Origin of the sequence: Variovorax sp. YR566 (genome assembly GCF_051992195.1) — a bacterium.
Lineage (GTDB): Bacteria > Pseudomonadota > Gammaproteobacteria > Burkholderiales > Burkholderiaceae_C > Variovorax.
This window is the reverse complement of the sequence record NZ_CP197092.1, coordinates 2846993-2871702: the sequence shown is the minus strand read 5'-3', so window position 1 is coordinate 2871702 and position 24710 is coordinate 2846993. Positions and strand designations below refer to the sequence as shown.

The 24710-nt window shown below is 64.4% G+C and carries 25 protein-coding genes, 1 tRNA gene and 1 pseudogene; 11 read left to right on the top strand and 16 right to left on the bottom strand.

Annotation, left to right across the window (positions count from 1 at the left end; translation table 11 throughout):
* Window positions 1-8 precede the first annotated feature (8 nt).
* The 12 genes and pseudogenes from ACTG4X_RS13460 to ACTG4X_RS13405 form a co-directional block, all read right to left on the bottom strand.
* Window positions 9-152, bottom strand: coding sequence for a transposase domain-containing protein (locus tag ACTG4X_RS13460; protein ID WP_440533994.1), 144 nt, complete (start codon window positions 150-152; stop codon window positions 9-11).
* A pseudogene (locus ACTG4X_RS13455) lies at window positions 152-802 on the bottom strand (IS66 family transposase). Before ACTG4X_RS13455 ends, ACTG4X_RS13460 begins: the two are co-directional and overlap by 1 nt.
* Before the next feature lie 367 nt (window positions 803-1169).
* Window positions 1170-1246 (bottom strand) — tRNA-Pro (locus ACTG4X_RS13450).
* A 26-nt stretch (window positions 1247-1272) separates the two neighbouring features.
* A complete protein-coding gene (locus tag ACTG4X_RS13445) occupies window positions 1273-1731 on the bottom strand; it encodes a MerR family transcriptional regulator (RefSeq protein WP_440533993.1) in 459 nt (152 codons plus the stop codon).
* A 64-nt stretch (window positions 1732-1795) separates the two neighbouring features.
* A complete protein-coding gene (locus ACTG4X_RS13440; RefSeq protein WP_093053063.1) occupies window positions 1796-2167 on the bottom strand; it encodes an integration host factor subunit alpha in 372 nt (123 codons plus the stop codon).
* A gap of 5 nt (window positions 2168-2172) precedes the next feature.
* Window positions 2173-4614: a phenylalanine--tRNA ligase subunit beta gene (gene pheT / locus ACTG4X_RS13435; protein ID WP_440533992.1), complete on the bottom strand. Its 2442-nt coding sequence runs from the start codon at window positions 4612-4614 to the stop codon at window positions 2173-2175.
* A gap of 38 nt (window positions 4615-4652) precedes the next feature.
* Window positions 4653-5729, bottom strand: coding sequence for a phenylalanine--tRNA ligase subunit alpha (gene pheS, locus ACTG4X_RS13430; protein WP_093053069.1), 1077 nt, complete (start codon window positions 5727-5729; stop codon window positions 4653-4655).
* Window positions 5730-5842: 113 nt separating this feature from the next.
* Window positions 5843-6202, bottom strand: a complete 360-nt coding sequence (gene rplT / locus ACTG4X_RS13425; RefSeq protein ID WP_007832499.1) for a 50S ribosomal protein L20 — start codon at window positions 6200-6202, stop codon at window positions 5843-5845.
* A 24-nt stretch (window positions 6203-6226) separates the two neighbouring features.
* Complete coding sequence (rpmI, locus tag ACTG4X_RS13420) at window positions 6227-6430, bottom strand: 50S ribosomal protein L35 (protein WP_007832497.1); 204 nt, start codon at window positions 6428-6430, stop codon at window positions 6227-6229.
* A 162-nt stretch (window positions 6431-6592) separates the two neighbouring features.
* A complete protein-coding gene (infC, locus tag ACTG4X_RS13415; protein ID WP_426392414.1) occupies window positions 6593-7144 on the bottom strand; it encodes a translation initiation factor IF-3 in 552 nt (183 codons plus the stop codon).
* Between the two features lie 176 nt (window positions 7145-7320).
* A complete protein-coding gene (thrS, locus tag ACTG4X_RS13410; protein ID WP_426392412.1) occupies window positions 7321-9228 on the bottom strand; it encodes a threonine--tRNA ligase in 1908 nt (635 codons plus the stop codon).
* A gap of 219 nt (window positions 9229-9447) precedes the next feature.
* The gene (locus ACTG4X_RS13405; RefSeq protein WP_093081669.1) at window positions 9448-9759 is read right to left on the bottom strand and encodes a putative quinol monooxygenase; all 312 of its coding nucleotides are present in this window, start codon (window positions 9757-9759) and stop codon (window positions 9448-9450) included.
* A gap of 115 nt (window positions 9760-9874) precedes the next feature.
* Here ACTG4X_RS13405 and ACTG4X_RS13400 point away from each other — a divergent pair, with 115 nt between their 5' ends.
* On the top strand, window positions 9875-10837 hold the full coding sequence (locus ACTG4X_RS13400) for a GlxA family transcriptional regulator (RefSeq protein ID WP_440533991.1): 963 nt from the start codon (window positions 9875-9877) through the stop codon (window positions 10835-10837).
* 101 nt (window positions 10838-10938) lie between these two features.
* Here ACTG4X_RS13400 and aceA read toward each other — a convergent pair whose 3' ends face one another.
* Window positions 10939-12270 (bottom strand): isocitrate lyase, encoded by a 1332-nt coding sequence (gene aceA / locus ACTG4X_RS13395; protein ID WP_093053080.1) that lies wholly within the window; start codon window positions 12268-12270, stop codon window positions 10939-10941.
* Between the two features lie 206 nt (window positions 12271-12476).
* Entirely contained in the window at window positions 12477-12890 is a 414-nt protein-coding gene (locus tag ACTG4X_RS13390) for a gamma-glutamylcyclotransferase family protein (protein WP_440533990.1), read from the bottom strand.
* 38 nt (window positions 12891-12928) lie between these two features.
* Here ACTG4X_RS13390 and ACTG4X_RS13385 point away from each other — a divergent pair, with 38 nt between their 5' ends.
* On the top strand, window positions 12929-13852 hold the full coding sequence (locus ACTG4X_RS13385; protein WP_426392406.1) for a DMT family transporter: 924 nt from the start codon (window positions 12929-12931) through the stop codon (window positions 13850-13852).
* A gap of 155 nt (window positions 13853-14007) precedes the next feature.
* On the top strand, window positions 14008-14451 hold the full coding sequence (locus ACTG4X_RS13380; protein WP_093081677.1) for an SWIB/MDM2 domain-containing protein: 444 nt from the start codon (window positions 14008-14010) through the stop codon (window positions 14449-14451).
* A 40-nt stretch (window positions 14452-14491) separates the two neighbouring features.
* Here ACTG4X_RS13380 and ACTG4X_RS13375 read toward each other — a convergent pair whose 3' ends face one another.
* On the bottom strand, window positions 14492-15271 hold the full coding sequence (locus ACTG4X_RS13375; protein WP_440533989.1) for an AraC family transcriptional regulator: 780 nt from the start codon (window positions 15269-15271) through the stop codon (window positions 14492-14494).
* A gap of 103 nt (window positions 15272-15374) precedes the next feature.
* Between ACTG4X_RS13375 and ACTG4X_RS13370 the strand changes: the two genes are divergently transcribed.
* On the top strand, window positions 15375-15671 hold the full coding sequence (locus ACTG4X_RS13370) for a hypothetical protein (RefSeq protein ID WP_093081682.1): 297 nt from the start codon (window positions 15375-15377) through the stop codon (window positions 15669-15671).
* Here ACTG4X_RS13370 and ACTG4X_RS13365 read toward each other — a convergent pair.
* Window positions 15634-17361, bottom strand: coding sequence for a thiamine pyrophosphate-binding protein (locus ACTG4X_RS13365; protein WP_307614302.1), 1728 nt, complete (start codon window positions 17359-17361; stop codon window positions 15634-15636). The genes ACTG4X_RS13370 and ACTG4X_RS13365 overlap by 38 nt on opposite strands.
* A gap of 94 nt (window positions 17362-17455) precedes the next feature.
* Between ACTG4X_RS13365 and ACTG4X_RS13360 the strand changes: the two genes are divergently transcribed.
* The 7 genes from ACTG4X_RS13360 to ACTG4X_RS13330 all read left to right on the top strand — a co-directional run bounded on the left by ACTG4X_RS13360 (window position 17456) and on the right by ACTG4X_RS13330 (window position 24707).
* A complete protein-coding gene (locus tag ACTG4X_RS13360) occupies window positions 17456-18121 on the top strand; it encodes a TetR/AcrR family transcriptional regulator (RefSeq protein ID WP_093053100.1) in 666 nt (221 codons plus the stop codon).
* Between the two features lie 145 nt (window positions 18122-18266).
* Window positions 18267-19259 (top strand): tripartite tricarboxylate transporter substrate binding protein, encoded by a 993-nt coding sequence (locus ACTG4X_RS13355; RefSeq protein WP_093053103.1) that lies wholly within the window; start codon window positions 18267-18269, stop codon window positions 19257-19259.
* A gap of 28 nt (window positions 19260-19287) precedes the next feature.
* Window positions 19288-20061, top strand: coding sequence for an ABC transporter permease (locus ACTG4X_RS13350; protein WP_093053105.1), 774 nt, complete (start codon window positions 19288-19290; stop codon window positions 20059-20061).
* Window positions 20062-20113: 52 nt separating this feature from the next.
* The gene (locus ACTG4X_RS13345; protein WP_440533988.1) at window positions 20114-21115 is read left to right on the top strand and encodes an ABC transporter substrate-binding protein; all 1002 of its coding nucleotides are present in this window, start codon (window positions 20114-20116) and stop codon (window positions 21113-21115) included.
* A 156-nt stretch (window positions 21116-21271) separates the two neighbouring features.
* A complete protein-coding gene (locus ACTG4X_RS13340; RefSeq protein ID WP_440533987.1) occupies window positions 21272-22051 on the top strand; it encodes an ABC transporter ATP-binding protein in 780 nt (259 codons plus the stop codon).
* Between the two features lie 11 nt (window positions 22052-22062).
* Window positions 22063-23493 (top strand): enolase C-terminal domain-like protein, encoded by a 1431-nt coding sequence (locus ACTG4X_RS13335; RefSeq protein WP_440533986.1) that lies wholly within the window; start codon window positions 22063-22065, stop codon window positions 23491-23493.
* A gap of 50 nt (window positions 23494-23543) precedes the next feature.
* Complete coding sequence (locus tag ACTG4X_RS13330) at window positions 23544-24707, top strand: Gfo/Idh/MocA family protein (protein WP_206174280.1); 1164 nt, start codon at window positions 23544-23546, stop codon at window positions 24705-24707.
* Window positions 24708-24710: the final 3 nt, after the last annotated feature.

The following is a 24710-nucleotide window of genomic DNA, read 5'->3' as shown; positions in this document are numbered from 1 at the left end:
ATCCACTGTCAGTTCGCAAGGGGAGACGCCCAGCGGCGCGGCAGCAAATCCTGGATGCGACTCGCCGGCTGCGTCGGCAATCGCTCCAGCACGTCTTTGAGACAGACGTACGGCTCATGCCTATGGATCTTGGCCAAGTGCACCGGGCTCATTACTGCGGCGGCGCGCTTTCCAGCGCGCAAGCTGCCTGCGAGTAACCAGTTCGCCCCCCTAGGGCAATGGGCCGAATTTGGCTCTCTACCTGGTTGTTGTCCACTGGCAGATCGGCGGCGTCGATGTAGCTCGTCAAAGCCACCCAGCGCTTCAGGCCGTAGTCGATGGCTTTGGCTGTGGTTGTGGCATAACCCTTCAGGCACCGTCTGTCGCTGTGCGGTGAGCCATTGATGCCCGGGGCCTCGGCTACCTTGCGTGATTGCTCCTGGCGCACGCGTCTGCACTCTTCAAAGGCCAAGTCGGCGACGGCACGCTCGACTTCGTAGAGTTCGCCGAAGAACTTCAGCGCCTGCTCGCCGACTGGGCTTCCGTGATTGCCCCACCGCTCATGGAACTTGCGCCTTGCATGCGCCAGACAGCCGGCCTCGGTGATGCCGAGTTCGAAGCACGCCTTGTAGCCCGAGAAGTCGTCACACACCTGCATGCCAGGTCAGCCGTGCTCACCTGGGCGCCCGAGGAACGCGCAGGCATGCTGCCCGCCACGGCTTTCGGCGAAGTCGAACACTACGGCGCGCAGCGCATCGTAAGTGGTCGTGCAGTAGCACGAGAGGTACGCCCGATGCGTCTTGCCATTGCCAGGCTTGAGCATCGCCACCTGCACCTGCTTGGTCTCGGGTGGCACGCAAATCGTTGCTCGGTGCCGTGTGAACTGGTCGGACAGGTGATCAGCACGAGGCTGTCTCTGGGCGGCGTTGCCGATGAGCGACTCGGGCGGCAGCCCGGATTACGCGTGAAGCAGAGGCACGCGTTTGCCCATCGAGAAGTGGGCGCCGGGGCTGACAGTGTTAGGCGGCTGGCCGCACACGGCGGCAACACCTTAAGCATCGAGCCGTTGAGCGGCGATCACACGTATCCTTGACGAATGGCAACTCAACGTTTTAGGGCACCAATAGGGCACGCAGCTCAGAAATGACAAAGGGGTTAGCAACTACTACGCTGCTAACCCCTGTCAATACTGGTCGGTGTGAAAGGATTCGAACCTTCGACCCCTTGCACCCCATGCAAGTGCGCTACCAGGCTGCGCCACACACCGAAGCTCTCGATTATAGCGGTTGAAATTCAGCGTCCGAGGGTCAGCAGCTCACGAATTTCAAAGAGTTCGCGCCGCAGGTGCAACAACTGCGACAGGTCGACCGTCTGCGTGGCAGACGACGAGGGCGAATCCTGCACCACGGCGGCATCGAATTCTTCCTGGTCGATCTCGATGGCCTCCATGCCTTCGAGCGGCACCTCGCCCGCCTTGCGACGGTCGCGTTCACCTTGCACGAGCTCCTGAAGCTTGTTGCGCGCACCGCTGATCGTGAAGCCCTGGTCGTAGAGCAAATCGCGTATGCGGCGGATCATGAGCACCTCGTGGTGCTGGTAGTAGCGGCGGTTGCCGCGCCGCTTCATGGGCCGCAGCTGCGTGAACTCCTGCTCCCAATAACGCAGCACGTGCGGCTTAACGCCGCACAGTTCGCCGACCTCACCAATGGTGAAGTAGCGTTTGACGGGAATCGGAGGGAGCGTTTTCTCCATTGAAATCAAGACTGTGCGCGGGAAACCTGAGAGATTACTCTACGCAGGCGCGCAGCACCAAGCACTATTCGGCGCCCAGGCTCCACTCGACTTCGGATGCGCCGTTCTGGTCGATGCTTCCATGAATCTGCTCCTTGAGCTTCGCACTCGCGTGGAACGTGGCCACGCGGCGCTCGCCGATCGGAATGGCCTCCCCCGTGCGCGGGTTGCGGCCCGGCCGGGGCGCCTTCACGCGGATCTGGAAGTTGCCGAAGCCCGAGATCTTCACGTCCGTGCCTTCGACGAGACTGCTGGCCACGAGCTCGAAGAACGCCTCGACCATGTCCTTGGACTCACGCTTGTTCAGGCCAATCTGCTCGAACAGCAGGTCGGCCAGATGCGCCTTGGTGAGCGCAGGCGTTTCGAGGGCCTCGAGCGTGAATTCGGCAGCGTTCATTCTCATCATCCCCTCAAGCGGCCGCCGAGCTTGGCGTCCAGTTGTTCGACGATTGCACGGACTGCGGGCTCGACCTGCTCGTCCGTCAGGGTGGCGTTGTCGCTCTGGAAACTGAGGCGAACCGCCATGCTCTTCTCGCCTTGCGCCAACGCGCCCGGCGCAGCCACGGCACCATCGCGCAGCGGCTGCGGGCGATAGATGTCGAACAGCGTCACGTCGCGCAGCAGTCCCTGCGCAGCTGTCGTCGCGCGGATGGCCTGCACCAGTGCATCGTGCGTGACGGCTTCAGCCACCACCACGGCAAGGTCACGCTCCACGGCCTGATGCTTGGGCACTGGCTGAGCAACCGGCACTGGGCGCGCCGTGACGGCGTCGAGGTCGAGTTCGAACAACACGGGCGCTTGGGCGAAGTCCCACTTCTGGCGCCAGCGCGGATGCAGTTCGCCGACGAAGCCGATGGCCTTGCCGCCAACCAGCACACGCGCCGAACGGCCCGGGTGCAGGGCCGGATGCTCGGCCACCTCGAAGCTGGGCACCAGCGGCGCGAGCAGTGCTTCGACGTCGCCCTTGACGTCGTAGAAGTCGACGCGCTGCGGCTTGCCGTCCCAGCGCGACTCGTCGGCGTCGCCCCAGGCGAGGCCCGCAACGCGCATCGGCTGGTTCACGCCGCGCACGGTGCTGTCGGTGGTGGCAACGCTGTCGTCGCGCATGAACACACGGCCCACTTCGAACACGCGCACGCGAGGCGCCTTGCGGTCGAGGTTGAACTTGAGCACCTGCAGCAGCGAGCCCAGCAGCGACGAGCGCATCACGCTCATCTGGCTGGCGATGGGGTTCAGCAGCTTGATCGGGTTGGCATTGCCTGCGAGGTCTTGCTCCCAATGCGCTTCGACGAAACTGAAGTTGATCGTTTCCTGATAGCCCAGCGCTGCGACGCTGCGGCGCACCGCGAACCGGCTGCGCTGCGCCTCGGGCCGCACGCGGGCGGTGATGGGGGCGAGCGGCGCGGTGGTCGGCAGGTTGTTGAAGCCGATCAGGCGCGCGACTTCCTCGATCAGGTCTTCTTCGATCAGCAGGTCGAAGCGATGCGGCGGCGGGGTCACGGTCAACGTGCCCTCGCCTTCGGTGATCGCGAAACCGAGGCGATTCAGCGCGTCGGCGCATTGCGCTTGCGTCAGCGGCATGCCGATCACGCGCGCCGCACGCTCGACGCGCAGCGTGACGGGCACGGCCTCGGGCACGCTCAGCGTCTGGTCGTCCATCCTGCCGGCCTCGCCGCCGCAGATTTCGACGATCAGCTGCGTGATGCGCTCGATGATCTGCACAGTGCGGCTCGGATCGACGCCACGCTCGTAGCGATGGCCCGCATCGGTCGAGAAGTTGAAGCGGCGCGAACGGCCCTGCACCGCCTCGGGCCACCAGAAAGCGGCTTCGACATAGATGTTGCGCGTGTCGTCGGTCACCGAGGTGGCGTCCCCGCCCATGATGCCGGCGAGCGATTCGACTTCGCGGTCGTCGGCAATCACGCCGACCTTCTCGTCGACGGTGATGGTCGTGCCGTTGAGCAGCTTGAGCTGTTCGCCCGCCTTGCCCCAGCGCACCGTGAGGCCGCCGTGGATCTTGTCGAGATCGAAGATGTGGCTGGGCTGGCCGTATTCGAACATCACGTAGTTCGAGATGTCGACCAGCGGCGTCACACTGCGTTGGCCGCAGCGCGCAAGGCGCTCGACCATCCACGCCGGTGTGACGACCTTGGTGTCGACGCCGCGCACGATGCGACCCGAGAAGCGGCCGCAGAGTTCGGGAGCCTCGACCTTGACCGGCAACACGTCGGCGAACGACGTCACCACCGGCGCGATGGCAGGGGTCTTGAGTGGCGCACCAGTGAGCGCGGCGAGTTCGCGCGCCACGCCATAGACGCTGAGGCCGTGCGCCAGATTGGGGGTGAGCTTGAGCGTGAGCAGCGCGTCGTCGAGCTTGAGCACGTCGCGCACGTCGGCGCCGATGGGCGTGTCGGCATCGAGCTCGAGCAGGCCGCCGTGGTCTTCGTTCAGACCTAGTTCGCGCGCCGAGCACAGCATGCCCTGGCTCTCGACGCCGCGCAGCTTGCCGAGCTTGATGAGGAAGGGCTTGCCGTCTTCACCCGGCGGCAGTTCGGCGCCGACGAGTGCGCAAGGCACCTTGATGCCAACGCGCGCATTGGGCGCGCCGCACACGATATTGAGCAAGGCGCCCTGCCCCGCGTCGACCTGGCACACGCGCAGGCGATCGGCATTCGGGTGCTGCTCGGCTTCCTTGATTTCGCCGACCACGATGCGCGTGAAAGGCGGCGCCACCGGTCGGCGCTCTTCGACCTCGAAGCCGCCCATGGTGAGCGTTTCGGCCAGTGCGGCGCTGTCGAGGGGCGGGTTGCAGAACTCGCGCAGCCAGGATTCCGGGAATTGCATCTCTTCGATCTCGATCTGGTTTTTCTATGGAGGGGTGCTTACTGGAACTGCGAGAGAAAACGCAGGTCGCCGTCGAAGAAGAGGCGCAGGTCGTTCACGCCGTAGCGCAGCATCGTGAGCCGGTCGGGGCCCATGCCGAAAGCGAAGCCGATGTAGCGCTCGGGGTCGAGGCCCATGTTGCGAACCACGTTCGGATGCACCTGGCCCGAACCCGACACCTCGAGCCAGCGGCCGGCCAGCGGCCCGCTCGCGAACTGGATGTCGATCTCGGCGCTCGGCTCGGTGAACGGGAAGAAGCTCGGACGGAAGCGCAGCACGAGGTCATCGCGCTCGAAGAAAGTGCGGCAGAAGTCGGTGAAGACGACCTTCAGGTCCTTGAAGCTCACGTTCTCGCCGAGCCACAGGCCTTCGCACTGGTGGAACATGGGCGAGTGAGTGGCGTCGCTGTCGACGCGGTAGGTGCGGCCCGGGGCGATCACGCGGATCTCGGGCGCCTTCACGGTGCCGGTAGTGTCGGCCGCAGCGGCTGCGAACTCGGCGGCGTACTTCTTGATGTGCTGATGCGCATAGCGCACCTGCATCGGGCTGGTGTGCGGACGCAGGTTGTAGGGAATGCCGTCGTCGCCGTTGATGTCGACGTAGAAGGTGTCCTGCATCGAACGCGCCGGATGATTCGGCGGATTGTTGAGCGAGGTGAAGCTGTGCCAGTCGCTCTCGACTTCGGGGCCGTCGGCCACGTCGAAACCCATGCTGGAGAAGATCTCCTCGATGCGCTCCAGGGTACGACTCACGGGGTGCAGTCCGCCGGGAATGCGGCGACGGCCTGGCAGGCTCACGTCGAGCGCTTCGGCGCGCAGTTGCAGCGAGAGCTCTTCGTCGGCCAGTTGCTGGCGGCGGTCGGTCAACGCGGCCTCGATGGCCTGCTTGGCGACATTGATCGCTGCGCCGCGGGACTTCTTCTCTTCGACACTCAGCGCGGCCATGCCCTTCATCAGCTCGGTGATGCGGCCCGACTTGCCGAGGAACTGGGCCTTGGCGTTTTCGAGCTCGGCGGGCGTTTTCGCTTCGGCGAAGGCGGCGCGTGCGGTGTCGACCAGGGAGTCCAACTCGTTCATAGCAACAAAAATCTTCGAGGGGAAATAAAAAAGAGCTGGAGCCTTTTCAAGCGCCAGCCCTTGAGCCGTGGGCGCAGGAAGCTGCCCGGAGGCAGCACCCCTGCTGTGCAGAATCAAGCAGCCAGCTTGGCCTTGACCTGCTCCACGATGCCGGCAAAAGCGGCCTTGTCGTGCACGGCGATGTCCGCAAGCATCTTGCGGTCGATCTCGATACCGGCCTTGCGGATGCCGTTGGCGAACTGGCTGTAGGTCAGGCCCAGTTCACGCGAGGCGGCGTTGATACGCGCGATCCACAGCTGACGGAACACGCGCTTCTTGGTACGGCGGTCACGGTAGGCGTATTGGCCTGCCTTCATCACCGCCTGTTTGGCGACGCGGAAGACATTGCCGCGGCGACCGCGGAAACCCTTGGCGAGTGCGAGAACTTTCTTGTGGCGGGCGCGAGCCGTTACACCACGTTTGACGCGAGGCATGTGTGTACTCCTTGTTCGTCTGAGTTAAATGCCACGGCCGGGCAGCATGGCGGCGACAGAAACCATGTTGGTCTCATGCACTGCGACTGCACCACGCAGGTGACGCTTGTTCTTGGTGGTCTTCTTCGTCAAGATGTGACGCTTGAAGGCTTGACCGCGCTTGACGGTGCCACCGGGACGAACGCGGAAACGTTTTTTCGCGCTGCTCTTGGTCTTCATTTTGGGCATGTGAATGCTCCTTTAGTTTGTGCTCGTGAGGCGCCATGGATGCTCCACGGACTTGTTGGCCCCGAGACACTTCTTTATCCCGCCCCTGCCGGCATCTCTTGCGAGGCGCTGGCAAGGGCGAAATCCCTTCGAACCTTCTCTTCTCTACTGCAACCCTGACGCTCAGGCTGTTGCGGGCGACGCTGCCGGCGCGGCAGCGGCATCTGCAGCCGGCTTCGGCGCAGCGCCACCAGCCTTCTTGCGGCCCGGCGCGATCATCATGATCATCTGCCGGCCTTCGAGCTTCGGAAACTGCTCGACCATGATCAGGTCGCCCAGTTCGTCGCGAATACGCTGCAGCAAAGCCAGACCGAGCTCCTGGTGCGTGATCTCGCGGCCGCGGAAGCGCAGCGTGATCTTGCATTTGTCGCCCTCATCAAGAAAGCGCTTGATGTTGCGCATCTTGATGTTGTAGTCGCCATCGTCGGTACCGGGCCGGAACTTGATTTCCTTGACCTCGATGACCTTCTGCTTCGACTTCGCCTCGGCTGCCTTCTTCTGCTCGTGGTACTTGAACTTGCCGTACTCGATCAGGCGGCACACGGGCGGGTTGGCCGCCGCAACGACCTCCACCAGGTCCACGTCCTGCTCACCGGCAAGGCGCAGAGCCTCGGCAAGACTCACGACACCCAATTGCTCGTTATCCGGGCCGATCAGGCGGACTTCCGGGGCCATGATTTCCCGGTTCAGGCGGTGTTGGCGTTCCTCGCGGTGGCGGCGGTCGCGGAATGCAGTAGCGATGGTCAGAATCCTTCAAAATTTGCTACAAAATCTGTAGCGAACACCGGTCAGTCCTCGCGGACAAACGGCATGATTTGGCTTTGAAACATATGGGGTGTTCCGAAGACAAATCAACGCTTGTCGGCAATATCCTGGACGAGCCGTTGCACGAACGATTCGAGGGACATTGCACCGAGGTCTTGATTGCCCCGGGCGCGCACTGCGACGGCACCTGCTTCCTTTTCCTTGTCGCCTACGACAACGATATAAGGGAGCTTTTGCAACGAATGCTTCCGTATTTTATACGTAATCTTCTCGTTGTGCAGGTCAAGCTGAACCCTAAGCCCTTGATTTTGCAGCGCTTTCGCAACTTGCGCAGCGTAATCAGCCTGTCCTTCACTGATATTGAGCACCGCCACCTGCACCGGAGCGAGCCACGCAGGCAGCGCGCCCGAGTGGTGTTCGATCAGCATGCCGATGAAGCGCTCGAGGCTGCCGACGATCGCGCGGTGCAGCATCACGGGGTGCGCGCGGCCGCTCGATTCCGTCACGTATTCGCCGCCCAGGCGCTCGGCCGTGTTGAAGTCGACCTGCATCGTGCCGCACTGCCACTGGCGGCCGATGGCATCGCGCAGCGTGTATTCGATCTTGGGGCCGTAGAAGGCGCCGTCGCCCGGTGCAATGACGAAATCGACACCCGAACGGCGCAGTGATTCCATCACCGCGTGCTCGGCCTTATCCCACAGCTCGTCGGAGCCGACGCGGTTCTCGGGCCGCGTGGCGACCTTGTAGAGGATGTCCGTGAAGCCGAAGTCGGCATAGACCTTCTGCAGCTGCTCCGTGTACGCGATGCACTCGTCGAGGATCTGGTCCTCCGTGCAGAAGATGTGCCCGTCGTCCTGCGTGAAGCCGCGCACGCGCATGATGCCGTGCAGCGCACCGCTAGGCTCGTTGCGGTGACACTGGCCGAATTCGCCGTAACGCAGCGGCAGGTCGCGGTAGCTGCGCAGGTCGCTCTTGAAGATCAGCACGTGGCCCGGGCAGTTCATCGGCTTGAGCGCATATTCGCGCTTCTCCGACTCCGTCGTGAACATGTTGTCGCGATAGTTCTGCCAGTGGCCCGTTTTCTCCCACAGGCTCTTGTCGAGGATCTGCGGGCCCTTCACTTCCCAATAGCCCGTGTCGCGGTAGATGCCGCGCATGTACTGCTCGACGGCCTGCCACACGGCCCAGCCCTTGGGGTGCCAGAACACCACGCCCGGCGCCACTTCGTCGATGTGGAACAGGTCAAGCTCCTTGCCGAGCTTGCGGTGGTCGCGCTTCTCGGCTTCCTCGATGCGCTGGATGTACTGGTCGAGCTGCTTCTTGTCGGCCCAGGCCGTGCCGTAGATGCGCTGCAATTGCTCGTTCTTGGCGTCGCCGCGCCAGTAGGCGCCGGCCAGCTTCGTGAGCTTGAAGACCTTCAGGAAACGCGTGTTCGGCACGTGCGGGCCGCGGCACATGTCGACGTATTCCTGGTGGTAGTACAGGCCCATGGCCTGCTCGTCGGGCATGTCCTCGACGAGGCGCAGCTTGTAGTCCTCGCCGCGCGACTTGAAGACTTCGATGACTTCGGCACGCGGCGTCATCTTCTTGACCACGTCGTAGTCCTGCGCGATCAGCTCGCGCATGCGCGCCTCGATGGCGGCCATGTCCTCGGGCGTGAACGGGCGTTCGTACGAGATGTCGTAATAGAAGCCTTCGTCGATCACGGGCCCGATCACCATCTTGGCCGTCGGATAGAGCTGCTTCACCGCATGGCCGACCAGGTGGGCCGTCGAATGGCGGATGATTTCCAGGCCTTCGTCGTCCTTGGGCGTGATGATCTGCAGCTTGGCGTCATGGTCGATGACGTCGCTGGCATCGACGAGCCTGCCGTCGACCTTGCCGGCCACCGTCATCTTGGCCAGGCCGGGACCGATGGACTGGGCGACTTCGGCCACCGAAACCGGGCCGGGGAACTCGCGGCGCGAGTTGTCGGGGAGCGTGATCTGGATCATTTGAAGAAAACCTCGGGGAGAAAAACAAAAAAGCGCGGTGGATGCCGCGCTTTGCTTGGTTGTGAAGCTGGCAGAAACCAGCGAGCGCGGGGCTACCGGCCTTTTCCTTCAGTGAAGAAAAAGCCGCTGAATCCTTGCGGAGTAGTTCGCGGTGTCATAACCAAGGTGCCTTTCTCGCTCTTGTTGAGTGCAGAGCCCGCAATTCTAGCCGCTGCCCGTTCAGGACGCGGGCGCCGCATTCTTGAGTCCCAGCACTTCAATGGGCTCGATCGACGGCGGCTTGGCGAACAGCTCGGGAGCCTTCGCCATCAGCGCCTGGGCGATCGGGCCGGTCAAATGAGCCTGGCGACCGGCTTCGTCTTCGAACGCGTCGAACACGCCGAAGGTGCTCGGCGACAGGCGCAGCGCAAACCAGATCGGCGTGGTCTTCTCGTCGCGCGCCATCGCAAGGCCGGCTTCGAGGAACTTCTCTACATCGCCTTCCTTGCCCGGCTTGGCTTCGAGGCGAGCGAACAGTGCGTACTTGATCATGGGTGATCTCCTGAGTTGAACGGCGCGCGACATTGCGCGGCGTTGGTATGGACTCTAGGCAGCCGTTGTCTCTGGAGCTATTGGCGTTTTTGACATCTTTGATATCGTTATGGCCATGAAGCTCGATGTACTCGCTCTCGATGGCGTGTTCGACACCGGCCTGTCCACGGTGCTCGACGTGTTCACCACTGCCAACGAACTCGCTGCCATGCTGCAGCTCGACGTGGCGCCGTTCGAAGTCACGGTGACGGGCGTTCGCAAGCGGGTGAGAACCTCGCAGGGGCTCACCGTTCCGGTGGCTCGCGCGCTCGACGCCAGCTCCGCGGATTGGCTGATCGTTCCAGCGCTCGGCTGCAAAATGCCCGAAACACTGGAACCCGCCTTGTGTCGCCCCGACGTGCGCGACGCCTGCGCCGCGTTGCAGGAACGCGCAAGCAAAAGCGCCAATCTGGCCGCCGCCTGCATCGGCACCTTCGTGCTCGCGGAATCGGGCGTGCTCGATCACCAGAAGGCAACCACGACCTGGTGGCTGGCCACGCTGTTCCGCCAGCGCTACCCTGCCGTGCAACTGGAAGACTCACGCATGCTGGTCAGCTCCGGCAATCTGATCACGGCCGGCGCGGCGCTGAGCCATGTCGACATGGCGCTGTGGATCGTGCGCCAGGCCAGCCCCGAACTCGCCACGCTGGTCGCGCGCTACCTGATCGTCGACTCGCGGCCTTCGCAGTCGGCCTACGTGATCTCCGACCACCTCTCGCATTCCGATCCGCTGGTGGAGCGCTTCGAGCGCTGGGCGCGCGGCCGGCTGGCCGACGGCTTCTCGCTCGACGAGGCCGCACAGGCCGCGGGCACCAGCAAGCGCACGCTGGCCCGCCGCATGCAGCAGGTGCTGGGCAAGAGCCCTCTCTCCTACGTGCAGGACCTGCGCGTGGAACGCGCGGTGCACCTGCTCAAGACCAGCGACAAGAGCCTGGAGCAGATCGCCGGCATGGTGGGCTACGCCGACGGTGTCACGCTGCGCACCCTGCTGCGCCAGCGCCTGGGCCGCGGCGTGCGCGAGGTGCGCCTCGAAGCCTGAGCACGCAACGGACGCAAAAAAGCCCGGTACGTGGCCGGGCTGAAAGTGACAGCGAAATATCTGCCTGTCGAAAGACCGACCCGAGAGGGTCGATCACCCGATCAGTGGAACTGCTCTTCCTCGGTCGAGCCCGACAGCGCCTTCACGCTGGACGAACCGCCCTGGATCACGGTGGTCACGTCGTCGAAGTAACCGGCGCCCACTTCCTGCTGGTGCGACACGAAGGTGTAGCCCTTGTCGCGCGCGGCGAACTCGGGTTCCTGCACCATGTTGACGTAGTGCTTCATGCCTTCACCGCGGGCGTAGGCGTGGGCGAACTGGAAGGTGTTGAACCAGTTGACGTGGATGCCGGCCAGCGTGATGAACTGGTACTTGTAGCCCAGGGCCGACAGGTCTTCCTGGAACGAGGCGATCTGCTTGTCGTCGAGGTTCTTCTTCCAGTTGAAGGAAGGCGAGCAGTTGTACGACAGCAGCTTGCCGGGGCAGGCGGCGTGCACAGCTTGTGCGAATTCGCGGGCAAAGCCGATGTCCGGCACGCCGGTTTCGCACCACACCAGGTCTGCGTAGGGCGCGTAGGCCACGCCGCGGCTGATGGCCTGCTCCAGGCCGTTCTTCACGCGGTAGAAGCCTTCCTGCGTGCGCTCGCCCGTCAGGAAGGGCTTGTCGTTGGCGTCGTGGTCCGAGGTGATCAGGTTCGCGGCTTCCGCGTCGGTGCGGGCCAGGACGATGGTCGACACGCCCAGCACGTCGGCTGCAAAGCGCGCGGCAATCAGCTTTTCGCAGGCTTCATGCGTCGGCACAAGCACCTTGCCGCCCATGTGGCCGCACTTCTTCACGGCAGCCAGTTGGTCTTCGAAGTGCACGCCAGCTGCGCCGGCCGTGATCATGTTCTTCATCAGTTCGAAGGCGTTGAGCACGCCGCCGAAACCGGCCTCCGCGTCGGCCACGATGGGCAGGAAGTAGTCGATGAACTCCTTGTCGCCCGGGTTGACACCGCGGCCCCACTGGATTTCATCGGCGCGGCGGAAGGTGTTGTTGATGCGACGGACCATCGTCGGCACCGAGTCGTAGGCGTACAGCGACTGGTCGGGGTACATCGTCTCGGAGCTGTTGCCGTCGGCTGCGACTTGCCAGCCCGACAGGTACACGGCTTCCAGGCCAGCCTTGGCCTGTTGCATCGCCTGACCGGCGGAGATGGCGCCGAACGCGTTCACGTAGCCCTTCTTGGAGCCGCCGTTGATCTTGTCCCAGAGCTTCTCTGCGCCGCGCTTGGCCAGCGTGTGCTCGATGGGGAACGAACCGCGCAGGCGCACCACGTCGGCCGCGCTGTAGCCACGCTTGACGCCCTTCCAGCGCGGATCGGTGGCCCATTCCTTTTCGAGGGCGGCAATCTGCTGTTCGCGGCTGAGTTGTTCTGTGAGGGTCTGGGGCATGGTCACTCCGTGAGGTTGATTGAAGGTTGGGCGCTGCGGCCGTGGAGTTACTGTAATCGGCCCGCAGACTCTTATGTCTTATAGAAGACATATTTTTCAATCAATTAAATCAATAACTTACAGAGATATTTCTCAATGCAAAATTATTTTTCTCATATTGAGAAAAAATATTGCGGCGCAGCAGCCATCTATTTCGCAATGCGAAATCAATGTTTCGGTTGTGAAAACGAGGCATCGATTCGCACTGCATGCGCAATCCAATCGCCGCTTTCGATCACGCGGCGACCCGCAATGCGCGTCGGATGGATCTCGTAGACCAGGCAATCGAGCCACTGCCCGCCAACATCCACGCGCACCTGCCGCTTGATGTACTCGCCTGAGTCATCGTCAGCCACTTCCTCGAGCACGTCGAGTGCGGCCTCGACCGCGGGCTCGACGACATAGACCTCGCCCTTCACGCGCCCCACTCCACCCAGCACGACACCCGGATAGGCGCCCAGGTCATACAGCGTGCCGGAAATGCTCGCATCGCCCACCCACACCGGCGCGGGCCGATAGCGCGCGATGTCGTTGCGCCCGCCGCGGCGCAGCGTGCCGTAAACAAAAACGTGGGGCATCATCGAAACCGCCTTCTCCGCAACTACAGAACTTCAGTCTATTGAACTCCGCTGCTCCCGCATCAGGCCGCCTCGTGGCCTACGGCTGCCTGGCCCTGAGCATGTCGCTCGTCGGCGGCTACGTCGCCCTCTCCAAGCCCCTTGTCGCCGCCTTTCCTGTGCTGCTGCTCGCATGGCTGCGCTTCGGCATCGCCGCACTGGCCATGCCGCATTGGCTCAAGCGCACACCCGACGAACCGCCAATGACCGCGCGCACGCGCTGGCTGGTGTTCCTCGAGTCGTTCCTCGGCAACTTCATGTTCTCGATCTGCATGCTGTTCGGCGTGAGCCTCACGAGCGCGGTGTCGGCGGGCGTGATCATGGCGTCGATCCCCGCGTGCGTGGCCGTGGCGAGCTGGCTGTTCCTGCGCGAGCGCATCACCGTGCGCATCGGCCTGGCCATCGCATGCGCCGCGCTCGGCATCGGTCTGCTGGCACTTTCGCCGGCGCACGCACCGGCATCGCCCGCTGCTTCGTCGGCATCGATGCCCTGGCTCGGCAACCTGCTGGTGTTCTGCGCGGTGCTCTGCGAGACGGCGTACGCGGTGATCGGCAAGTCGCTCACGGGACGCCTGGGGCCCAAGCGCATCGCCTCGCTCATCAACCTGTGGGGCTTCGTGCTCTCGCTGCCCTTCGGCATCTGGTTCGCGCTGCAATTCGATTTCACCGCGGTGCGCTTCGGCACTTGGGCGCTGCTCGTGGTCTATGCGCTCGCTGCAAGCATCTGGACGGTGTGGCTCTGGATGACCGGACTTCGCCACGTACCAGCCGCACAAGCGGGTGTCTTCGCCGTGATGCTGCCCGTGAGCGCAGCCCTCGTCGGCGTGCTCGTGCTGGGTGAAAACCTCTCTTCGCCACAGCTGGTTGCGTTCGTCATTGCTCTCGCGGGTGTGGTGCTTGCGACATGGCCTGGGCGCCGAACGTGAAAAACAGGGCTTCTCCCCTCTGAAAAAACAACAACTCCCAATGAAAAAAGCGCTTTTTCCCTTGGAAACGCGTTTTTTCTCATTTAGCATCCGCATTGCCACTGGAGACGCAAGTTTTTCATTGGTGAGTGTTCAACCAAAAAAGGAAATCAACCATGGCAACTGCAAAGAAGGCTCCGGCCAAGAAAGCTCCGGCAAAGAAGGCCGCTCCCGCAAAGAAGGCGGCGGCTCCTGCGAAGAAGGCTGCACCGGCCAAGAAGGCTGCTGCTCCTGCCAAGAAGGCTGCTCCGGCGAAGAAGGCTCCTGCCAAGAAGGCCGCTCCCGCAAAGAAGGCTGCTCCCGCCAAGAAGCGCACGCCCAACGCCGCGTTCATGAAGGCCCTGACCCCCAGCCCGGCACTCGCCGCTGTGGTCGGCTCGACGCCGCTGCCGCGTACCGCTGTCGTGAGCAAGCTGTGGGACTACATCAAGAAGAACAACCTTCAAGACAAGGCCAACAAGCGCAACATCAACGCCGACGCCAAGCTGAAGGAAATCTTCGGCAAGGCCCAAGTGTCGATGTTCGAACTGGCTGCGCTGATCGGCAAGCACGTCAAGTAAGCGCTCAGGGGCCTCGCGCTCCTGAATCAAAAAGCCCGCTTCATGCGGGCTTTTTTTTCGCCTGCGGCAAGGCCACGCTTTCTTCGAAGAAGCGCGACGGCGTGCGGCCGAAGTGCTTGCGGAAGGCTTCGATGAAGGCACTCACGGAGCTGTAGCCCACCGTCAGCGCCACCGCCGTCACGGGCTCCTTCAGGCTCAGCAGCTCGACGGCCTTGAGCAACCGCGCCTGCTGGCGCCATTGCGCGAAGCTCAGGCCCGTTTCCACGGCGAAACGGCGAGTGAGCGTCCTGCGCGCCATGCCGATGCGATCGGCCCATTCGTCGATGCTGTCCGGCAACGCCGGATCATTGGCCACCGCAGCAGCCATCGCGGCAAGGCGCTTGTCCTGCGGCATCGGCAGGTGCAGCGACGGCCTGGCGCTCGCCGCAAGCTCATCGATCAGCACGCCCACCAGGCGTGCACGGCGCGGCTCCAGCAGGGGCTCGGTGGCATTCATCGAGGTCAGCCGGTCGACCAGCCCCTGCACCAGCGGCGTGACGGCAAACACATGCGGCCCGTCCGGCAAGGACGCCGCCATCATCGAGTCGATGTGCAAGCTCCAGCCCGCGGTGGCACCAAAGCTCTGCGCCGCATGGGCGCAGCGCGGTGCGATCCAGCCGATCCACCCCGGCGGCTGCACCCAACGGCCCGAAGGCGTCTCGATGACCTGCAACCCCTCGCGCAGTGCGAACAGCTGGCCGGTTTCATGCGCGTGGTAGTCCGTGACGCGCGGCGCCTCGTAGGCGTTGATCCAGAGCTTCACAGGGGCCTCAGCAGCCATGGTTGGCCCGCCAGAGGTATCGATTGGCCCCGCGCCGCAAGCCCGAACGCGCGCCGCTGCCTAGCATCGAGTTCATCCTCACCAACCCATCCAAGGAACATCCATGAAAGCCCAAGACGTACTGCCCGACGGCGCAGACTTCACCGTCGTGAACGGCCGCACATTGCGCAAGGGATCGGTCGGCGCCTTCCTCGCCAACGTTCGCATCCTCGAAGACGCAAGCGCGTCGGCCGCCGACAGGCACGCCGCCGAGCAAGACCTGGTCTCCCTGATCCCCGCCCTCGACGCGCTCGGCCTGTTCGACGTGTTCGAGCTGCGCTCGCCGTCCTTGCGCGACGAAGTGGCCCGACATCGCTCGGCACTCAGCCCTGCGCCTGCTGCTGCTTCGCCGAACGCGTGATCGACGCCAGCGTGCCGCGCGTGGTGATCACTTCGGGGTCGAGCGGGATCTCGATCAGCGTGCCCGTATCGGCCGCCAGCGCACGCAGCAGCGCGGCTTCGAACTGCGCCGTTTCCGTCACGCGCTCGGCCGCATAGCCATAGGCGCGCGCGAGGCCGCAGAAGTCGGGGTTGCGCAGCGCGGTGCCGCTGGTGCGTTCGGGGTACTCGCGCTCCTGGTGCATGCGGATGGTGCCGAACATGCCGTTGTTGAGCAGCACGACGATGCTCTTGCCGCCGTGCTGCGCAGCCGTCGCCAGCTCCTGCCCGGTCATCAGAAAATCGCCATCGCCCGCGATGGTGAAGGCCACGCGCCCCGTCGCAAGATTGGCTGCGATGCCGGCCGGCACCCCATAGCCCATCGCCCCGCTGGTCGGCGCCAGCTGCGTCTTCGCGCCCTTCGCGAGCCCGTGATAGCGAAAGTAGCGATGCACCCAGCTTGCGAAGTTGCCCGCGCCGTTGGTAATGGCCGCGTCCGCCGGCAAGTGCTTCTGCAGCAGCGCGACGACCTCTGCCATGTCGACCGGCCCGCGCGGCGTCTCGGCGGGCATGCCGGCCAGCGGCTGCGGCACAAGGTTGGCCTCGTAGTCGGCGTGGGCCTGCAGCGTCCATTCTTCCCAGGGCAGCGTCGGCGGCGCGCTCAGCACCTCCAGGCTGCGCGCGGCCGCGCTCATGCCGGCGTTGATCGCCAGGTCGGCCTGGTACACGCGGTTGAGCTCTTCGGCGCTCGCATGGATGTGCACCAGCGTCTGCTTCGCCTTGGGCGCTTCGAGCAGCGTATAGCCGCCGGTCGTCATCTCGCCCAGGCGCGGACCGATGGCCAGGATCAGGTCGGCGTCTTTCACGCGCTGCGCGAGCTTCGGGTTGATCGCGATGCCGACATCGCCCGCATACAGCGGATGGTGGTTGTCGAAAGTGTCCTGAAAGCGGAAGGCGTTCGCCACCGGCAGTCGCCAGTTCTCCGCAAAACGCTGCAGCGCCTGCGCGGCCTGCGTCGTCCAGCCGCCGCCGCCGGCAATCACCAGCGGGCGCTGCGACTTCAGCAGCAGTTCGCGCAAGGTGCGCAGCGCGCCCGGGTCGCTCCAGGGCTCCACCGCTTCCACGCGCGCCAGCGGCCGAGCCGTCGTCTCGCTGCGCAGCATGTCCTCCGGCAGCACAAGCACCACCGGCCCCGGCCGTCCGTTCATCGCGGTGGCGAAGGCGCGCGCGATGTACTCGGGAATGCGGTTCGCATCGTCGATGCGCTCCACGCGCTTGGCAAAGCCCTTGGTGCTTGGCCCGAAGAAGCTGCCGTAGTCGACCTCCTGGAAAGCCTCGCGGTCGCGGAAGTCACTGCCGACGTCGCCGACGAACAGCACCATCGGCGTCGAATCCTGGAAGGCGTTGTGCACGCCGATCGATGCGTTCGTCGCGCCGGGCCCGCGGGTGACGAAGCACACGCCCGGCCGCCCGGTGAGCTTGCCGTGCGCCTCGGCCATGAAGGCCGCGCCCCCTTCCTGCCGGTTGACGATGAAGCGCGTGCGATCGCGGTACGCATGAAAGCCGTCGAGCACCGCCAGGAAGCTTTCGCCAGGCACGCCGAACGCCATTTCCATGCCCTGTTCGACCAGGCACTCCACGATCAGGTGGCCCGCGGGTTGTGATGTACTCATGAGAAGTAGAACCTCAGCTGCAAATGTCTTCGGCAATTATGTGCGCCCGCTCCAGACGCCTTGCGTTAATTCCCCAATTGGTTAAATTCGCGCCATGAAGGCCTCCAAGGACCCCTCACCCGACGCCGCCGAAGTGATCGAACCCCGTTCGCGCGACGCCGACCGCTCGCAGCTCGCCATCCTCGCGTCGGCGCGCGACGAGTTCTCCGCGCGCGGCCTCGCCGGCGCGCGCATGGACAGCATCGCCGAGCGCGCGGGCCTCAACAAGCGCCTCATCTACTACTACTTCGGCAGCAAGGACGACCTGTTCCTCGCGGTGCTGGAGCGCACCTACGCCGACATCCGCGAGGCCGAGCAGCGCCTGCATCTCGACGAGATCGAGCCGGTCGAGGCCATCCGCCAGCTGGTTTCGTTCACCTGGCACTACTACCTCGAGCACCCCGAGTTCATCACGCTGCTCAACAGCGAGAACCTGCATTGCGCGGCGCACCTCAAGCGCTCCGAGCGCATCCAGGAGATGAACTCGCCGCTGGTACAGCTGCTCGACACCGTGCTGGAGCGCGGCCGGCGCGACAACCTGTTCCGCGCCGGCGTGGACCCTGTGCAGCTCTATATCTCCATCGCGTCGCTCTGCTACTTCTACCTCTCGAACAACCACACGCTCTCGGCCATCTTCGGCCGTGACCTGCGCGCACCCAAGGCAATGGCGCAACGCCTCTCGCACATGACTGATCTCGTGCTGGGCTACGTCCTGCACTGAGCTTCATCAGCGCGTCTTCGCACTCTCCGGGTATCTACTAGGCAGCGGCCGTTGACGCTGCGGCGCAGCCGTTCCTACAATCGATAATTCACTCATTGGTGAATTGATCGGTTCAAGAAAGCGGCCCGACCGCGCGGAGACATCCATGAAGCTCTTTGCCAGCACTGCACGCACCACCGTCGTTGCCTCGCTGACCTGCATCGCTGCACTGCTACCGGGCCTGGCCGCCGCGCAGAACGGCTACCCCAGCAAGCCCATCCGCGTGATCGTTCCCTTCGCGGCCGGCAGCACCACCGACATCATTGCCCGCGCCATCACCGACAAGATGAGCGCCAGCATGGGCCAGACGCTGGTGGTCGACAACCGCGGCGGCGCCAGCGGCACCATCGGCCAGCAGGCGGTGGCCACGGCCGCGCCCGACGGCTACACGGTGATGATCCATTCGTCGTCGCACACGGTCAGCCCTTCGACCTTCGCCAAGCTGCCGTTCGACACGGTGCACGATTTCGCGGGCGTCACGCCGATCTCGTCGCTGCCCAATGCGCTGGTGATCTCGCCCAGCAAGAACATCAAGACGCTGCCCCAGCTGCTGGCCGCCGCGCGCGCCAAGCCCGGCAGCATGAACTTCGCCTCTGCCGGTCAGGGCAGCGCGACGCACCTGAACGCCGAGAAGTTCAAGATGGCCGCCAAGATCGACGCGACCAACATTCCCTTCAAGGGATCGGGCGAGGCCGTGACCGAAGTGCTTTCGGGCCGCGTCGACTACTACTTCTCGCCCATTGCTCCGGTCATCGGCCAGATCAAGGAAGGCCAGTTGCTGGCGCTGGCGGTCGGCTCGCCCAAGCGCGCCGCCGCCCTGCCTGACGTGCCCACCACCACCGAGGCCGGCGTGCCGGGCTCCGAGTTCAACTTCTGGATCGGAATGATGGCGCCCGCCAAGACGCCGCGCGACGTCGTCGAGCGCCTGCACGCCGAGGTAGCCAAGGCACTGGCCACGCCCGAGGTGAAGGAGCGTTTCGCCAAGCTCGGCGCCGACGCCTGGACGCTCAAGCCCGAGCAGTTCGACGCCTACATCAAGGAAGAGATCGCGAGCAACGCGCAGCTCGTGAAGGCAGCCGGGCTCTCGGTCCAACAGTAAGCCCCCCCTGAAAGCCCCGGCCCTCGCCATGTTCCGCAAGCTCCTGCTCTCTCCGGCCCTGCGCCCTTTCATCCTCATCTTGCTGCTGCTGGTGCTGTGGGACCTGGCGATCCGCCTCTTCAAGATTCCGGCCTACCTGATTCCCCCGCCGTGGGAGGTCGTGAAGCAACTCGTCGCCGAGTGGCCGCGCCTGCTCGCCGAAAGCTGGAAGACCACGCTCGCCACGCTGGGCGGCTTCGGCCTGACGATCCTGATCGGCATTCCGATCGCGATGGTCATCGCCTACTCGCGCGTCGTCGAGTCGTACGTTTATCCACTGCTGGTGTTCTCGCAGAGCATCCCGAAGGTCGCCATCGCGCCGCTGTTCGTGGTGTGGTTCGGCTTCGGCATCTTCCCGAAGGTGATCAGCGCCTTCCTGCTGGGCTTCTTCCCTGTGGTGGTGTCCACGGTGATGGGCTTCAAGTCGGTCGAGCCCGACATGCTCGACCTCTCGCGCTCGATGGGTGCGAGCCGCCTGCAGACCTTTCTCAAGATCAGCCTGCCGCAGGCGCTGCCTTCGATCTTCAGCGGCCTGAAGGTGTCGGTCACGCTGGCCGTGGTGGGCGCGGTGGTCGGTGAATTCGTCGGCTCCAACTCGGGCATCGGCTACGTGCTGCAGGTTGCCAACGGCAACTTCGACCTGCCGCTGATGTTCGCCGCGCTGGTGGTTCTCTCGAGCATCGGCGTCATTCTTTTCGTCGCGGTCGACCTGGTCGAGCGCGTGATGATTCCCTGGCACGCCTCGCAGCGCCACGCGAACTGAGTTTTCCGTTTCAAGTTCCTTCGCAAAGCCAACAACTCCCGGAGACAAGACCATGAAGAAACTGCTTCCCTCTCTGCTCGCCGCAGCAGCGCTCGCGACCTTCGCCATCGCTCCTTCGTACGCCCAGGGCGACAAGCCCAAGGACAAGGTCACGCTGATGCTCAACTGGTACCTGTACAGCGAGCACGCGCCCTTCTTCCTCGGCAAGGAAAAGGGCTTCTACGCCGAAGAAGGCATCGACCTCGACATCCAGGAAGGCCGCGGCTCCGCCGTCACCGCGCAGGCGGTGGCCGCCAAGTCGGCAACCTTCGGCTACATCGACGTCACGACCATGATCAAGGCCGCCGCCAAGGGCGCGCCGCTGAAGTCGACCGGCGTGCTGTTCCAGGTGAGCCCGATGTCGGTCATGGGCTTCACCGAGAAGAACATCAAGACGCCGAAGGACATCATCGGCAAGACGGTGGCCGTCACGCCCGGCGACTCGATGTCGCAGATGTGGCCGCTGTTCCTCAAGGTCAACAACATCACGGCCGACCAGGTGAAGATCGTCTCGGGCGACGGCCAGACCAAGCTCAATGCCGTGACCAACGGCCAGGCCGACCTGCTGCTGGGCTACGTGATGGACCAGGCCATCAAGCTGCAGGACGCCACCGGCAAGCCCGTGACGCCGATCCGCTTCGCCGACTCCGGCGTGAACCAGATCAGCTCCGGGATCATCACCAACAAGAACCTGCTGACCGAGAACCCCGACCTGGTGAAGCGCTTCATGCGCGCCTCCACCAAGGCCGCCGAAGCTGCCGAGAAGAGCCCCGAGGCCGCGGTCGACGCAATGCTCAAGGCCAACCCCAAGGCCGGCGTGCGCGACACCCTGATCGTCGGCATGAAGCAGAGCGTGGCGCTCTATCACACGAAGGAAACGGCCAACCAGCGCCCGTACCGCGTGGCGATGAAGAACGTGAGCGACTCGCTCGACCTGCTGGTGCAGTACGGCGGCATGGATGCGTCCACACGCGGCAAGCCCGAAGACTACGTAACGCTCGACTTCCTGCCGTAAGCAGGCTCGCCCCCAGGCTCCGCGCACTTCGTGTCGCTTCTCCTTCCCCCTACCGGGGGCAACACCTGCGGCCCGGCAAAGCCGGTTCCGCGGTGTTCCCCGAAAAGACCTCAGCATCCCGCCGCCTCGTCCGCTTCCGTCCTTTAACTACTCTCCATGTCCACTGAAGTCCTGATCGAAGCGCGCGGCGTCTCGAAGATCTACCAAAGCAAGGACGGCCCGGTCGAGTCGCTGAAGCCGCTCGACTTCGCCATCAAGGAAGGCGAGTTCGTCTCCGTCGTCGGCCCCTCGGGCTGCGGCAAGAGCACGCTGCTGAAGATGGTGGCGGGCCTGCTGCCCATCAGCGGCGGCAGTCTCACGCTGGCCGGCAAGCCGATCAAGGGTCCGCAGAAGGACGTGGGCATCGTGTTCCAGAGCGCGGTGCTGCTGCCCTGGCGCAGCGTGGAAGACAACATCCTGCTACAGGCCGAGATGCGCCATCTGCCCAAGGCCGCCTCGAAGGACCGCGCGCGTCAGCTCATGGAAATGGCCGGCCTGAAGGGCTTCGAGGGCAAATACCCCTGGCAGCTCTCGGGCGGCATGCAGCAACGCGCATCGATCTGCCGTGCGCTGTTGCATGACCCGTCGGTGCTGCTGATGGACGAGCCCTTCGGCGCGCTCGACGCGATGACGCGCGAGAAGATGAACCTGGAGTTGCAGCGCATCTGGATGGCGTCGAAGAAGACGGTGATGCTCATCACCCACAGCATTCCGGAAGCCATCTTCCTGTCGGACCGCGTGATCGTGATGAGCGAGCGGCCCGGCTCCATCGCCGCGGTGTACGACATCGACCTGCCGCGCCCGCGCACGCTCGACATGATGGCCTCGGCCGAGTTCGGCGCGTACACGAAGCTGGTGCGCGCGCATTTCTTCTCGCAGGGCATCCTGGACCACTGAAAGCGCCAGCCATGGAAGCCATCTGTTTTCACGTCGAGGAGATCCGCTTTGCCGAGCGCAACGTCACGCTGCGGCTGCCGTTCCGCTTCGGCGCGGCCACCGTCACGGCCTGCCCGCAGGTCTACGTGAAGGCCCGCATCCGCTTTGCGGACGGCCGCACGGCCGAGGGCTGCGCCGCCGAGATGATGGTGCCCAAGTGGTTCGACAAGAACCCGGCCCTCACCAACGAACAGAACTTCGAGCAACTGCGTTTCGCCTTGCGCGACGCGCGCGAAGCCTACACGGCCGAGCCCGACACACAGACCGCCTGGACTCACTTCGCGTCGAACTACGCCGCGCTGCAGGCGCGCGCCAGGGCCAAGGGCCTGCAGCCGCTCGTGGCCAGCTACGGCCCGGCGCTGATCGACCGCGCCCTGCTCGACGCACTATGCCTGCACAGTGGCGTGAGCTTCGCCGCTGCGATGAGCGGCAACCTGAGCGGCATCGACGTCGCAGGCAGCGGTCTGGCCGATGACCTCGCAGGCTTCGACATGCCCGGCTTCCTGTCTAGGCAATCGCCGCGCACGCGCATCGCGGCGCGCCACACAGTCGGGTTGGCCGATGCCATCGACGACAGCGACGCCCAGCCCGACGCCCCCACCGACGGCCTGCCCACGACGCTCGCAGCGGCCGTGCGCCGCTACGGTCTCACGCACTTCAAGCTCAAACTGTGCGGCAACACCGCGCAAGACATCGACCGGCTTCAACGCATCGCCCGCGTGATAGACGGCCACGCACAGCTCGTGACGCTCGACGGCAATGAGCAATACGCCGATGCGGACGACTTCGGCGTCTTCCTCGACCGCATGCTGTCCACTCCCGTGTTGTGGAAGCTCTCGCAGAAGACGGTCTTCGTCGAACAGCCGATCCGCCGCGATGCAGCCCTGCAGCGCGACGTGTCCGCGCTCGGCAAGCGCATTCCGCTGCTCATCGACGAATCCGACGCCACGCTCGAGGCCTTCATGCAGGCCCGCGCGCTTGGCTACACCGGCGTATCGAGCAAGAGCTGCAAGGGCTTCTACAAGTCGGTCATCAACGCAGCGCGCTGCGCGCATTGGAACGCCTCCGAGGAAAAGCCGCGCTACTTCCTCTCTGGCGAAGACCTCACCATGCAGGCCGGCATCGGCGTGCAGCAAGACCTGGCGCTGGTCTCCTGGCTCGGCCTCTCGCACGTGGAGCGCAACGGCCACCACTACGTCAACGGCCTTGCCGCGGCTCCCGAGGCTGAACAGCAGGCACTGCTGCGCGCCCATCCAGGCCTGTACGAACAAAGCGACGGCGCAGTGCGCCTCGCCATCCGCGACGGGCAGCTCGATCTGTCCTCGCTCGCCACCGCGCCCGGCTTTGCCACCGGCAAACCCGGCGCCGGCATCTCGTGGGACGCCATGCGTTCCGTCTACTGAAGCCCCCCGCTTCGATCTGCAATCTCTCTCGCATCTCAAGGAAGAAAACGATGGCCACCCAACGTCTAGGAATCATCATGCACGGCGTCACCGGTCGCATGGGCATGAACCAGCACCTGATCCGCTCGATCTGCGCCATCCGCGCGCAAGGCGGCGTCACGCTGTCGAATGGCGACAAGGTCATGCCTGACCCGATCCTCATCGGCCGCAACGCCGAGAAGATGGAAGCGCTGGCCAAGGCCCACAACATCGCGCGCTGGGGCACCGACCTCGACAAGGCCCTGGAGAACAAGGACGACACCATCTTCTTCGACGCCGGCACCACGCAGATGCGCCCTACGCTGCTGGCCAAAGCCATCCGCGCCGGCAAGCACGTGTATTGCGAGAAGCCGATCGCCACCAACCTGAACGAAGCCGTCGAGATCGCGCGCCTCGCCGAAGGCTCGGGCCTGAAGCACGGCGCCGTGCAGGACAAGCTCTTCCTGCCCGGCCTGCGCAAGCTCGACATGCTGCGCCGCGCCGGCTTCTTCGGCCGCATGCTCAGCGTGCGCCTGGAGTTCGGCTACTGGGTGTTCGAGGGCGACCTGCAGCCCATCCAACGCCCGAGCTGGAACTACCGCAAGGAAGACGGCGGCGGCATGATCCTGGACATGATGTGCCACTGGCGCTACGTGCTGGACAACCTGTTCGGCGAAGTGAAGTCGGTGTCGTGCATCGGCGCCACCCACATCCCCAAGCGCTGGGACGAAGCCGGTAAGCCGTATGAGGCCACCGCCGACGACGCGGCCTACGCCACCTGCGAGCTCACCGGCCACAACGGCGAACCCGTCATCGCGCAGATCAACATGAGCTGGGTCACGCGCGTGCGCCGCGACGACCTCGTGACCTTCCACGTCGACGGCACCGACGGCTCGGCCGTGGCAGGCCTGTCGAGCTGCCGCGCCCAGTCGCGCGTAGCCACGCCGCGCCCGGTGTGGAACCCCGACGAGAAGCAGATGATGAATTTCTTCGACCAGTGGCAGGAGATTCCGGACTCGCAGGTCTACGACAACGGCTTCAAGATCCAGTGGGAGCACTTCATTCGCCACGTGGTCGAGAACGAGCCGTACAAGTGGACGCTGCCCGAAGGCGCCAAGGGCGTGCAGCTGGTCGAGGCCGCGCTCGAATCGTGGAAGGACCGTCGCTGGGTCGATGTTCCGGCGCTGAAGGTCTGAGGT